We start from the raw sequence: 12,793 nt of genomic DNA on the forward strand, positions 1-12,793 counted from the left end.
CAGCATAATTTTAATAATGGCCGATGAGTATATAGCACATGACAATCTCAACCGAATTGAGCATATTTGTACAACCCAAATCGATCTTATGAAGACCTTCTATAAAAAAGCTGCACTCTTGACAACCTTTGTAATCCTCTTAGGTTCCTGTGTTGCTAAAAAAGACTTCGATACAGTTGTCAGCGAAAAGAACGCCTTAGAAAATGACAAGACAAGACTGCAAGAGCAGCTTGCAGTGGTAAATGAAAAGGCAAAACGCCTAGAAGTTCAGGTCGAAGATTTAAAAGGAAAAAACACAGCCCTTCAGAGTGACTTCGATCTAGTAAGTAAAGAATTAAAGGACGTTCAAGGGGAATACACCCGTATCAAACAACTTTATGACAATCTGCTTACCAATAGTAGTCAGTTAAATACAGATTTGGCCCAGCAACAGCAGCGGCTATTAGCAATTGAAGATGATTTGGAAATTGAGCGAAAAAAGAATGAAGAATTGGCTATTGACCTTTCAAAAAGAGAAGCGAAGGTGGCAGAGCTTGAGCGATTGATTTCTGAAAAAGACAAAGCTGTTCAACAACTGAAGAAACGAGTAACAGATGCTTTGCTCAACTTTCAAGCAAGCGATCTATCGGTAGAAGTGAAAAACGGAAAAGTCTATGTATCGCTGGCCGAAAAACTACTTTTCAATTCAGGAAGCACCAAAGTAGATGCTAAAGGTGAAGATGCCCTGAAACAACTAGCCAATGCCTTAAGCGGAAATACTGACATCAACATTATGGTTGAAGGCCACACCGACAATGTACCTCTATCAGGGTCTGGGAAATTTGCCGATAACTGGGACTTAAGTGTGGTAAGAGCCACCTCTATTGTAAGAATCTTGGTCAGCAATGGCATTAGTTCAGAAGTAATCACTGCCTCGGGGCGCGGTGAATTCTCTCCAGTAGCAGAAAATACTACTGCAGAAAACAAGGCGCTGAACAGGCGTACCGAAATCATCTTAACCCCAAAACTGGATGAGCTCTTCCAATTATTAGAAACCTATTAAACAATTCGGTTAAGCAGGTAATTTAAGAAGCATGTCAGATCAAAACGAGTTCTCAAACCACAGCATAGAAGAACTAAAACAGAAACAAAAGAAGTTCAAGGCAATTCAAAAAGTCATTATGATCTTATGCCTGATTACGGCTTCGATTGCCATTGCAGTGTCTATTTGGAAAGAAACCAGTGAGCTATATCCCGTTATAGGTTTGATGCTCATTATTGGCATAGCCTACCCTATTATGGCTTTTGGACCAATGCAAAAGAAGATACAAGCAGAACTGGATAGTCGACAAGGCATCTAAGGAGAAACGCCTGCCATCAATTGAGCACAAAGCAAAGCCCCATAAGTTCCAAGCGCGTAACCTAAAACTGCCAACAGTACACCTACTGGCGCCAAAGCTGGACTGAAAGCCGAAGCCACTACAGGTGCTGATGCTGCTCCACCAACATTGGCCTGGCTGCCCACAGCGACAAAGAAGAATGGTGCCTTGATCAATTTGGCTACAACGATCATAATGATCACGTGGAAAAGCATCCAGGTGATACCGATTGCGAAGAGCCCTAGGTTATCAAAAACCTCCCCTACGTTCATTCTCATTCCAATGGTCGCCACAAGGATGAAAATGAAAACACTACCTAATCGCGAAGCGCCCGCTCCTTCGTATTTCCTCATCTTGGTAAAGGAAAGACCTACTCCGATGGTCGTAGCAATTACCACAAGCCAGAAAAACCCTGAGGTAAGTGATTCTAAACTATATTTTGCGAGCCACTCACTCCTTGCTTCCATCAATGGGGCAATGACATCCGCACCCCAATGCGCCAGGGCTGTTCCACCAAAAGCGATCGCGAGAATTGTCATCACTTCAGAAAGGGTTGGAATTTTGGCGATACTCGCCTGATAGTGCTCCACTCTATCTCTCAAATCATCGATTGCGGTTGTATCAGATTTCAGCCACTTATCAACTTTTTGGGTCTTACTGGCCCCGTATAACAAGAAGCCCGTCCATATATTTGCACAGATAACATCCACCACTATCATAGTCGCAAATAAGCTATCGCTCACTCCAAAGATCTCTTTCATTGAAGCTTGATTAGCTCCTCCACCAATCCAACTTCCGGCCACCGTGGTTAAACCTCTCCACACTTCTTCACCACTTCCCACGTCCAATACATCAGGTGCCACGGTAGAAATAATGAGTATAGCCAAAGGTCCGCCTAAAACAATACCAATGGTGGCCGCAAAGAACATTATGACTGCCTTGGGGCCTAGGTTGATGATTCCTTTGATGTCAATACTTAGACAGAGCAGTACCAAACTAGCAGGCAGTAAATATCTTGAAGCAACAAAGTATAGATTCGACTCCTCTCCTGAGACCAAGCCTAGGGGCCAATTGAGTAAGCCAGGTAGAAAGTAACACAAAAGAATACTAGGTACGTAAGTGTAGAACTTTTTCCACTTCGGGTTCGAAGAAGAAGATGTATGAAATACAGCAGCAACGATGATGACCAATAGTCCGAGAACTACTGCGTCATTGGTAAAGAATGGTTCCATGAAGTGATTTTCAAAACACCAATAATAGCTGTTTTTCGTGAAAGTTGTCGATTGCATTGTTCCTTGAGTGCTCATTCCATCCAATTCAAGCATGTCAGAATTGTCATATCAGTATTTACAGCTACTTTTTTGATGAATAGGAACAATTGAAAACAAGAATCCCATATATTCGGATTTCAAAATTTTTCAGAATGGCACCTAGAGGAGGTTTTTCAAGTAGAATAGGTTTTATCGCAGCTGCAGCAGGTTCTGCTGTGGGTTTAGGAAACATTTGGGGCTTCCCATTCGAAGTAGGTGAAGGCGGTGGTGCTGCTTTTGTAGTCATCTACCTGATGTTCTGTTTTATTCTTTGCTTCCCGGTAATGGCCACTGAGATCGCTATCGGAAGAAAAACTCAGAAAAACCCTGTGGGTGCATTTACTGCCTTAGGTTATAAAAATTGGAACTGGGTCGGAAAACTCGGAATCCTAGCTGGCATTCTTATTCTTTCATTCTATAATGTAATCGCGGGTTGGGCCTTTGGGTACATCTTCGAAATGGCTGCTGGCCATTTTGGCGGTGGTGAACAGTTTGGTGAATACACACTCAAGATATTTAAAGTGGGTGGTTATGGACTCGCTTTTATGGCTACTACGGCACTAGTGGTTTCAAGAGGTATCTCAGGTGGTATTGAAAAAGCCGCTAAGATGCTTATGCCAACACTTGTGGTTATGATGCTGGCGATGGTTATTTACTCTCTGACATTACCTAATGCCATGGATGGTATTCGCTTTTACCTAGTTCCGGACTTTTCTAAAATTAATGCAGGGGTTGTTTACAATGCCATGGGGCAAGCCTTCTTCTCATTATCGCTTGGTATGGGTGCATTGATCACTTATGGTAGCTATGTTAATAAGAAAGAGAATATCGTATCAGCAGCTGCGCTGATCACGCTAGCAGATGTTGGTATTGCAGTAATAGCCGGTTTGATGATTTTCCCTTTAATAGGTTTTATGAGCGGAGGAACTATGGAAGGTGCTGCCGGTGGACCAGGACTGATCTTTGTTACTCTACCTACCATTTTTGGAACACTAGGCTCAATTGGCCCGGTAGTAGGAACTTTATTCTTTGTACTGCTTTGCTTTGCAGCTCTAACCTCTACCGTTTCACTTCTTGAAGTACCGGTAGCCTATGCTGTAGACGAATTAAACATCAAACGAAATAGAGCGGTATGGATTGTTGCGGGTATCATTTTCGCGATTGGTATTCCTTCGCTGTTAGGCTTCGGCTATTCTGACTTCTTTAGTACCGCATTCACTACTTATAAAGAAGGAGGGACAGATACCGATTTTCTTTCTTTTATTGCCTCTCTGGCAAATGATAGTATTCTTCCACTCGGTGGATGTATGATAGCCTTCTTTGCAGCTCACGTTTGGAGGAAGCATAACTTAGATGATGAGCTAGCTGAAGGTTCTCCAAATTATAAGGGTTCATTTGTTCAAAAGTACTTGAACTTTGCCGTTGGTTATCTTGCTCCATTTGTATTGGCAGTTGTGTTTGTGCTGACCGTGTTATTCAAATTCTTTGGAATCAGCATATTCTAATTAACTCACAGATAAGTACTTACCCTTTTAATTCTAGCGAAGATTAGATATCTTGAGGCTAGTTATGCATCAATCAAAACTGACGGATAAGGTTGTTTTCAGGAACCACACTCTCGCATTTGTGTTCCTGTGCCTGAATTTCCTTTTCTTTTTAAGTTGTGAAAATGAAGAACCTCAACCTACTGTCCAAGATGCGGATAGGATTGAATTCGCCAGTAGCGCTACCTTCTTGGTTGCTGATGGAAGCTCAACCGCAACTTTCGATATTGGCTTTTTCGATCAATATGGTCGTGTTATTGAGGAGCTTCAAAGTATATCTTCCGTAGTACAGAATGGACAAGTTGTTTCCAGTGGGGAAAGAGAATATAGCTTTACGCCTGAGACTCCGGGTAGCTATAAGTTTCAACTCTTAGTTGATAACGAGATTGTAGCCAATCACATCATATATGTATTGGAAAACCAAAAAGTTGAAATACCTGTCATCTTCCATGTATCAGAAAATGAACCTGGCGATATCAGTGAACGGATGCAGGAATTCATTGACAAACTCAACGCAAAGTTCTCATTCCAACCCCTTGACATAAGCAGTAGCCAAAACTTACCAAGCCAATTCAGTTTTGTTCTGGCAGAAGTTGACGAGGCAGGACAGGCTTTGAATGAAATAGGAATCGATAGGTATAACAGTCAGCATGAAGTCTTTTCTCAGTCTATAGAAGTATGGCAACGAGAGTATTATTGGAATCCGGAGTCCTACGTTAACTTCTGGATTGGAAAAAGAGCTATTAATGCAGAATCTGCGGGCAGAACGCATTTTCCTGATGACTATCATTTCTCATTGCCCGATGTTGAACTTCCACAACCCCGTTGGGAGTATAGAATTGATTATGGAGATACTCCACCCACTCACCAGCCAGAGGGCATCAAATATGGCTATAGAGATGGTCTGGAGGAACTGACCGAGAACAATTCTGTTCTGAACTATATCACGCTTCTGACAGGTAAGTTTATGGGCCTTGAGGTTCAGGTGACGACTAATGAGCTAAGTGAATCGAATTATATGGCGTATTATGGTAGTGACCAAAAAGACCACTTTACAGCAGGACAAAACGGACGAATGTGGTTCATAATTAATTATGCAAGGTGGCGTGCACGAAAAGGACTAGTGCATATACCGATTAATTAATTCAACCCAAACCAAGCATCTATTATTCAATTGGTGGCTTAGATTTAATCAGTTTTTAGGATATTGAACCCATTCCAAAATCGGAATATGTTTATCCATGAAGAAGTTTCTTACCCTATTATTCATTTTGGCCATTACAAATACATGTTTGGCCCAAATTAAATTGATAGAAGGAAGAGCTTATGCTGCCAAACATACCATTGACAATATCTCGGTCGATGGACTCGGAACAGAGGCGTCTTGGCAAAAAGCCTCTTGGAGTGAGTATTTCGTTGATATAGAAGGTAGTAAGAAGCCTGCCCCCTATCACAAAACCAGAGTTAAAATGCTCTGGGATGATAAGTACTTCTACTTCTATGCTGAAATGGAAGAACCTCATATATGGGCCAAACTTACCGAACGTGACGCAGTCATTTTCCATGATAACGACTTTGAGATTTTCATCGATCCTGATGGAGACACTCATAATTATTATGAATACGAAGTCAATGCCTTCAATACTGTTTGGGACCTTCTATTGACTAAACCTTATCGAGACAATGGTCATGCCATCAACAATTGGGATATTAAAGGGCTTAAGTCTGCTGTTGATATTATAGGGACTATCAATGATCCAAGCGATCAGGATGAAGGCTGGTCATTGGAAGTAGCAATTCCCTGGAAGGCTTTGAAAGAAGCGACAAGGGCTGCCGTACCTCCAAGGAACAATGATGTTTGGCGAGTCAACTTCTCCCGAGTTCAATGGGAAACCGAGATCAAAGGAAGGTCCTATTTAAAGAAAAAGAATCCAGAAACCGATAAGAACCTGCCAGAACACAATTGGGTTTGGTCTCCTCAAAGAGCGATCGCCATGCACGAACCTGAATTCTGGGGGATGGTTGTTTTTTTTGATGTCCCTGTGGGTGAGAACATTGATTTTGTATCTGACTTTGGATCGGAAGAGGTGAGACAATTGCTCTTTGATGTACATAGACAGCAAATCGCTCTGAGAAGAAAAAAAGAACCTTATAGTAATGAAAAAGAGTCCTTGATCAGGCACAAAGTTTTTAATGTAGGCCGAACAATACAATGGGAAATTGAAGCTGACAATTATGGATATCATGCCATAATGCAACACCCATTTAACAAGTCTATCGTTTGGCACATTAACGAAACAGGTAGGCTTTGGAGAGAAATAAAAAAGTAATGAACAAAAGAAAATTCCTTAAGCAACTGGGCCTCGGTTCTTTCGCAATAGCCGCTACCCCTACTCTCGTTTCATCTTGTGAATCAACTACACCTGAAGATTTCAAGCTTTGGATGTGGGTTGGTGGTGGAGCCAATAAGCCGGAGAAAGAATGGCGTGAGCAATTTACCCGACTTAGTGAATTAGGATTTTATGGAGTGCTAGCTGGTGGGAATGTTGAGACACTAAAGACAACCGTACCATTGGCTAAGTCATTAGGTCTAGAGATTCATTCCTGGCAATGGGTAATGAATCGTCCCGGAAATAAGGAGGCCATGGCACACCCGGAATGGTATGCTGTAAGCCGAAATGGAGATTCAAGCCTGGATGTGAATCCCTATGTTGGATATTATCAATGGCTTTGTCCTTCCAAACCTGAAGTACAGGACTATATCATTAAGGGCATGACTGAAATAGCAGAAGTTGAAGGGCTGGATGGTGTACAGCTCGATTACGTTCGTTATTGCGATGTAATTCTGCCCAGAGGGTTATGGGAAAAGTATGACTTAGTTCAAGATCATGAAATGGCAGAATACGACTTCTGCTATTGTGACACTTGTAGAAATAAGTTTAGGTCAGAAAGCGGATATGACCCCTTAGATCTCGAAGACCCAAGTCAGGATGAACAATGGCGGCAGTTTCGATATGATTCTATTACGAATCTAGTGAACCGAATTGCCAAGGAAGTTCATGCCAGAGATAAAAAGTTATCGGCTTCGGTATTTGCAACACCAACCTTGGCCCGCAAGTTTGTAAGACAAGCTTGGGACGAATGGGATTTAGACTTTGTTTTCCCAATGATCTATTATGATTTCTATGCTGAACCGATCGACTTTGTCAGAACGGCTACAGCAGAAGGAGTCAAAGCACTCAAAGGTTCAAAACCGCTTTATACAGCCCAATACCTTCATGACAAGACTACCGAAGAGGTCGCTGTGATGATCAAAGAAGCAAAAGCCGGTGGATCGAATGGCTTAGCATTTTACGATTATGGTTTACTCAATGAGGATAAGGCCAAGGTTCTTGAAGACCTCAAGAATACAAAATAAAAAAGGCCCCGACCCTCAAAGTTTCGGGGGTCGAGGCCTTTTTTATTTTATTAACTGAGCCTATTTCTTTCTCTCTTTCAAGATAATGGCATCAACAGATTTGTCTTTTACTAGCTGATTGAACGCTGGTAGATCATTTTCCATCAGCCCTTTCAGCGTAGCCAACTCTGCATCAATCTGCTTGGTCAACTCAACCCTCACTGTTTCGGCCTGAGCAGTTGGTCTCCATTCTCCCCCGCCAGCAACACCAAGTAGTGCAGCTAGCTTGTTATTCAATCGAATTGGGAAGTTCAATGGATCTTGACCAGACCTGTTCTTGGTCTGATACAACGCCTCTTCAACAGCGGTCATCTTCTTCATCAGTTCTTTGCCAGACTTGACTACATCTTCATACTTGTCATCACCTTTGATTTTAGCCATCAGGCCATCCATTTGCTCTCTTGCAGCACGGATATCTTTAATGGCTCGGTGTGTCTCAGTCACTTTATCTCGAACTTTCATCAAGAAATCAAACTGTGCTTGAATATCAGCGTCCGTTGATGGGTAACGAGGGTCTCTAATCAATTTGAATTTGGTTTCTTGAGACTCATCACCCACAATAAGCTTAGCCGTATACTCTCCTGTAGGAGCAGCTGGCCCAGGCCCTCTGATAGAAGCAGCCCACATGATAAGACCTTCAAAACCTTCTGCATTTTCATATCGCATGTTCCAATTGAAGGAGTTCATTCCTTTTTTGGCCTTCTGCTTAAATGACTTCACTAGTTCACCTTTCTTGTCGTAGATTTCAATTGCGACCTTCGTCCCTTTTTCTACTTCATCTTTCATGTAGTAGTAGATCATAGGTCCAGCAGGCTTATTCTTACCATAAAGCAATGATGCGTTTCCACCACTACGCCCGAAGCGACCTCCGCCTCCACCAAGCCTATAGGCATCCATTGGCTTAAACATATGGAAGTTCTTAGCAGCTATTTCATCTGATAACTGGTGTAAGATGGTCAAATCATCGATCATCCAGAATGACCTACCTTGTGTGGCCGCGATAAGGTTATCGTTTTTAATAGCCAAATCCGTGATCGGAACGATCGGCAAATTCATTTGGAATGGCTTCCAAGAAGCTCCATCATCAAAAGACACAAACATTCCTCTTTCTGTTCCAGCATAAAGCAAACCTTCTTTCTTCTGGTCTGCTCTAACAACCCTTGTGAAGTAATCATTTGGAATACCGTTGGTAATCTTGGTCCAGGTTTTACCGTAATCCTTTGTCTTATAAAGGTATGGCTGATAATCCCCTAACTTGTACTGAGTACCTGCGATGTAAGCCCCTCCTTTTACAAAAGGATCGGCATCAATACTATTGATCATCAAGTATTTAGGAAAATCAGGAGGTGTTACATTCTCCCAGTTCTTACCGCCATCTCTGGTAACATGAATAAGACCATCGTCAGAACCAGCCCAAATCAGATCCTTCTCATAAGGTGATTCAGTTGCGGCAAAAATAGTCGCATAGTATTCAACTGAAGTATCATCATAAGTAATCGGACCACCTGATTTACCCAATTTGTCCGGCTCAGCTCTTGTAAGGTCTGGACTAATCAATTCCCAAGACTGGCCTTCATTGTATGTTACATGAAGGTGGTTTGAAGCGGTATAAAGCTTATTAGAACTATGTGGCGAGAAGAAAATCGGGAAGTTCCACTGGAACCTGTATTTGTAATCTTCAGCCCCATGCCCCATTGGATTATCTGGCCAAGCATTGATATTTCTGCTTATGTCCTTATCATGATCTCTTCTAGTCAAAAATCCACCATAACTACCACCATAAACAATATCTGGGTTATCAGGATTTGGCGCTATGTGAGCACTCTCACCTCCTGCTGTTGATTCCCAATCATTCTCCGTTATCGCAAAACCGAAAGAACGGTGTGCAATTCTAACCGTAGAGTTATCCTGCTGAGCACCATAAATTCGGTAAGGAAAGGCATTATCGGTAGTAACTCTATAGAATTGTGCTGTTGGTTGGTTGTTATAAGTAGACCAACTGTCACCGCCATCATATGATACCTGAGCACCACCATCATCAGCGATAACGAGTCTCATATTGTCCTCTGGAGCAATCCACAAGTCATGGTGATCTCCATGAGGCGCACCCCGTCTGTCGAAGGTCCTGCCACCATCAGTAGAAGTATGGTAGCCCACATTCATCACATAGACTTTGTTAACATCCTTTGTATCGGCATAAATTCTGGAATAATACCAGGCACGCTGTCTTAGTGCTCTATCGGAATTAGTATTTCTCCAAGTTTCTCCACCATCGGTAGACTTGTAAACGCCTCCTTTATTGGCTTCAATGATTGAGTAAATGGTGTTAGGGTTTACAGGAGAGATCGAAACTCCACTGATCCCAATCGGGCCATTTGGCATACCTGATTTCTCCATTAGATTCTCCCAGGTTTCACCCCCATCTTTCGATCTCCAAACACCTGAACCATCACCACCTGAGGTAAGACTATAAGGTGTTCTTCTTACACGCCATGTGCTGGCCATCATAAAATCTGGATTATTTGGATCAATCGATAGATCGACTGCTCCTGCATCTGCATTGGCGAATAATACTCTGCGCCAGTTTTGACCACCATCAGTGGTTTTATAAACACCACGAGTTTCACTTGACTTAAAAAGGTCTCCCATTACGGCAACCCAAGCCACATCAGAATTTTCAGGGTGGATTTTTATTCGACCTACATGCATGGCGTCTTTGAGCCCCATATTGACCCAAGTTTCTCCACCATCAGTAGACTTCCAAATGCCTTCAAAACCAGAGGATACATTCCCTCTTACAGTTTCTTCGCCTTGTCCAACATAGATTACATTGTTGTCAGAATGGCTGACTGCGACTGCTCCAATAGAACCGCCAAAGTAACCGTCAGAAATATTCTTCCAGGTGGTTCCACCGTTATCGGTTTTCCAGACGCCACCACCTGTGGCACCCATATAAAAAAGTTTAGGTTTCCCAGGGACACCTGTTACTGTGGAGGCCCTGCCGCCCCTATATGGTCCAATTGATCGCCATTCTATGCCTTTGTATACTTCGGCTTTGGGATCAGGCGTATTGGCGTTATCTGCGGTTCTATTTCTCCTATTCCTTCTTTGAGCCTCAGCATCGTAGACAAAAGAGAAAAGAAGCATACATACCACAACTAATACACCTTTCGTTGTGAATCTTTTTGCTATCATAATTAATAGTTTGATTAAGGTAAATGTACTCTAGGTTATTGTTCTAAAAGTTATGAACAAAGCCCCACTTACAGAAGGTGTAGACCGTGTTTTACACGAATGGAAAAAAGAAGAGTCGACCCAAAAATGAGTCGACTCTGCTATGAATCTGTATTTAAACTTTATCCCCTTACCTATTAGTTGATTCTGTAAAGGCTTGTATTGTTATAAGACGTCAAAAACTCTGCTCTATTCAATAGCTTTTTAGCTTCCGCATCTTCAATTACATCATCATTACTCAGTACGATAGATCTTACAAGATTATCCTCACTGTCATAAACTTTGATTGTCTCAAATGACTCAACTTCTAAATCGAAATCGAATTCATCCATAGTAACGTCACTGTAAGCTCTCTCCAGAGATGCTTCTAAGTCGAACATTACGTCCTTTTCATTATTCGAGATCTCGTAAGACTCAATGCCCGCAGTTAGCGTTACTGCTGCGGCCAATGCCAATGCGACTATCGCTGACATTGTTCTCTTTGTGTTTAACTTTCTTTTCATGACCGTGTTGTTTCGAATGTATTCTTTGTGTCTAGGTTGTTAATCTTGTGATACCAAATATTATTCTTTTTTATACACTTATTTAGACGACAAAGTTCATGAAAAGTTTAATTTTAATCGAAAAAAAAGTAGAATATTTTCCCAATCGGTCAAAACCACGGATGAACCGTAGAATATAGGGACTGAAATATCGGGCACAAAAAAGCCCACTTGTCGCGGGCCTCTAAATCGAAATATTCTTTGGGTCAGCCGATCGCCTGTTCGAGGTCAGCAATCAAATCATCGGCATTTTCTATACCGACACTGAGCCTTATCAGTGAATCTAGCAGTCCAACTTTCATTCTTTCTTCTTTTGGAATCGCACCATGCGTCATAGAAGCAGGATGATTGGCCATAGATTCTACGCCTCCGAGTGATTCTGCTAAAGCAAATAGCCTGAGATTCTCTAAGACTCTGAACGAGCGTTGCATATCATCTTGGTGAAAAGTGAATGATATCATTCCACCAAAGCCTTTCATCTGCTCTTTGGCTATCTGGTGGTTAGGGTGAGATTCAAAGCCTGGCCAGTAGACTTTGTCAATTTGCGGATGTTCTGACAGGTATCTTGCTACCTTGGCTCCATTCTCACAGTGTCGCTCCATTCTTAAGTGCAACGTTTTAATACCTCGAAGCACCAAGAAACAATCCTGTGGACCGGGGACAGCTCCGCAAGAATTCTGAATGAAGGCGAGTCTTTCGTAGAGCTCGTCATTATTCAGTGCTAATGCGCCCATTACTACATCTGAGTGCCCGCCCAAATATTTGGTAACTGAATGCATTACGATGTCGGCACCTAAGTCAATTGGACTCTGGAGAACTGGTGAGGCAAAAGTATTATCTACCCCTAATAGTAGCTTATGGCTTTTCGCTATGGCGGCAACAGCTCTGATGTCGATGATGCTCATCATGGGGTTAGTTGGCGTTTCTAGCCATATGAGTTTTGTGTTGTCATTCACGTACTGCTCTATCTCAGCAGCATTATTCATGTCAACGAAGCGGAATTTTATACCGAAGCCTTCAAAAATCTTCGTGAATATTCTATAGGTTCCACCATAAAGGTCGTTACCACTGATTACCTCATCTCCAGGCATTAGTAGTTTAACTACGGCATCAATAGCGGCAACGCCCGAACCAAAGACCAGTCCGTGTTTTGCGTTTTCTAATACAGCAATACTCTTCTGTAAAGCAGACCTTGTAGGGTTTTGTGATCTCGCATATTCAAACCCTTTATGATCTCCAGGAGACTTCTGAACGTAGGTAGAAGTCTGGAAAACAGGTGTCATGATTGCACCTGTAGATGGATCTGGCTCCACACCGGCATGTACTGCTTTGGTATCAAAATGCATTG

10 protein-coding genes are annotated in these 12,793 nt (G+C 42.2%); 6 read left to right on the plus strand and 4 right to left on the minus strand.

Translation table 11 applies throughout. The features are described 5' to 3' along the window. The first annotated feature begins 88 nt into the window (after positions 1-88). On the plus strand, positions 89-1,042 hold the full coding sequence (locus tag BFP97_RS07865) for an OmpA family protein (protein WP_069844236.1): 954 nt from the start codon (positions 89-91) through the stop codon (positions 1,040-1,042). A gap of 31 nt (positions 1,043-1,073) precedes the next feature. Further along, positions 1,074-1,340: a hypothetical protein gene (locus BFP97_RS07870; RefSeq protein ID WP_069841896.1), complete on the plus strand. Its 267-nt coding sequence runs from the start codon at positions 1,074-1,076 to the stop codon at positions 1,338-1,340. Here the strand turns inward: BFP97_RS07870 and BFP97_RS07875 are convergent. Continuing rightward, the gene (locus BFP97_RS07875; protein WP_069844237.1) at positions 1,337-2,590 is read right to left on the minus strand and encodes a DUF819 domain-containing protein; all 1,254 of its coding nucleotides are present in this window, start codon (positions 2,588-2,590) and stop codon (positions 1,337-1,339) included. The genes BFP97_RS07870 and BFP97_RS07875 overlap by 4 nt on opposite strands. Positions 2,591-2,781: 191 nt before the next feature. On the opposite strand from BFP97_RS07875, the gene BFP97_RS07880 reads away from it, so the two are divergent. The 4 genes from BFP97_RS07880 to BFP97_RS07895 all read left to right on the plus strand — a co-directional run bounded on the left by BFP97_RS07880 (position 2,782) and on the right by BFP97_RS07895 (position 7,630). After that, on the plus strand, positions 2,782-4,173 hold the full coding sequence (locus BFP97_RS07880; RefSeq protein WP_069841897.1) for a sodium-dependent transporter: 1,392 nt from the start codon (positions 2,782-2,784) through the stop codon (positions 4,171-4,173). A gap of 64 nt (positions 4,174-4,237) precedes the next feature. Then, positions 4,238-5,356: a hypothetical protein gene (locus BFP97_RS07885; protein ID WP_069841898.1), complete on the plus strand. Its 1,119-nt coding sequence runs from the start codon at positions 4,238-4,240 to the stop codon at positions 5,354-5,356. A gap of 97 nt (positions 5,357-5,453) precedes the next feature. Beyond that, positions 5,454-6,542, plus strand: a complete 1,089-nt coding sequence (locus BFP97_RS07890; protein WP_069841899.1) for a carbohydrate-binding family 9-like protein — start codon at positions 5,454-5,456, stop codon at positions 6,540-6,542. After that, the gene (locus BFP97_RS07895; RefSeq protein WP_069841900.1) at positions 6,542-7,630 is read left to right on the plus strand and encodes a family 10 glycosylhydrolase; all 1,089 of its coding nucleotides are present in this window, start codon (positions 6,542-6,544) and stop codon (positions 7,628-7,630) included. The genes BFP97_RS07890 and BFP97_RS07895 overlap by 1 nt, the downstream gene beginning before the upstream one ends. Before the next feature lie 60 nt (positions 7,631-7,690). Here BFP97_RS07895 and BFP97_RS07900 read toward each other — a convergent pair whose 3' ends face one another. From BFP97_RS07900 to BFP97_RS07910, 3 genes are all read right to left on the minus strand, one after another. Next, positions 7,691-10,864, minus strand: a complete 3,174-nt coding sequence (locus BFP97_RS07900) for a VPS10 domain-containing protein (protein ID WP_069841901.1) — start codon at positions 10,862-10,864, stop codon at positions 7,691-7,693. A 176-nt stretch (positions 10,865-11,040) separates the two neighbouring features. Next, complete coding sequence (locus BFP97_RS07905; protein WP_069841902.1) at positions 11,041-11,406, minus strand: hypothetical protein; 366 nt, start codon at positions 11,404-11,406, stop codon at positions 11,041-11,043. A gap of 245 nt (positions 11,407-11,651) precedes the next feature. Beyond that, positions 11,652-12,791: a trans-sulfuration enzyme family protein gene (locus BFP97_RS07910; RefSeq protein WP_069841903.1), complete on the minus strand. Its 1,140-nt coding sequence runs from the start codon at positions 12,789-12,791 to the stop codon at positions 11,652-11,654. Positions 12,792-12,793 lie beyond the last annotated feature (2 nt).

The sequence above is a fragment of the Roseivirga sp. 4D4 genome (assembly GCF_001747095.1).
In the GTDB taxonomy this organism is placed as follows: domain Bacteria; phylum Bacteroidota; class Bacteroidia; order Cytophagales; family Cyclobacteriaceae; genus Roseivirga.

Excerpts from the sequence above, each read along its gene's own strand:
- BFP97_RS07865 (WP_069844236.1), top strand. The coding sequence starts at position 89 with ATGAAGACCTTCTATAAAAAAGCTGCACTCTTGACAACCTTTGTAATC.
- BFP97_RS07870 (WP_069841896.1), top strand. The coding sequence starts at position 1,074 with ATGTCAGATCAAAACGAGTTCTCAAACCACAGCATAGAAGAACTAAAA.
- BFP97_RS07875 (WP_069844237.1), bottom strand. The coding sequence starts at position 2,590 with ATGGAACCATTCTTTACCAATGACGCAGTAGTTCTCGGACTATTGGTC.
- BFP97_RS07880 (WP_069841897.1), top strand. The coding sequence starts at position 2,782 with ATGGCACCTAGAGGAGGTTTTTCAAGTAGAATAGGTTTTATCGCAGCT.
- BFP97_RS07885 (WP_069841898.1), top strand. The coding sequence starts at position 4,238 with ATGCATCAATCAAAACTGACGGATAAGGTTGTTTTCAGGAACCACACT.
- BFP97_RS07890 (WP_069841899.1), top strand. The coding sequence starts at position 5,454 with ATGAAGAAGTTTCTTACCCTATTATTCATTTTGGCCATTACAAATACA.
- BFP97_RS07895 (WP_069841900.1), top strand. The coding sequence starts at position 6,542 with ATGAACAAAAGAAAATTCCTTAAGCAACTGGGCCTCGGTTCTTTCGCA.
- BFP97_RS07900 (WP_069841901.1), bottom strand. The coding sequence starts at position 10,864 with ATGATAGCAAAAAGATTCACAACGAAAGGTGTATTAGTTGTGGTATGT.
- BFP97_RS07905 (WP_069841902.1), bottom strand. The coding sequence starts at position 11,406 with ATGAAAAGAAAGTTAAACACAAAGAGAACAATGTCAGCGATAGTCGCA.
- BFP97_RS07910 (WP_069841903.1), bottom strand. The coding sequence starts at position 12,791 with ATGCATTTTGATACCAAAGCAGTACATGCCGGTGTGGAGCCAGATCCA.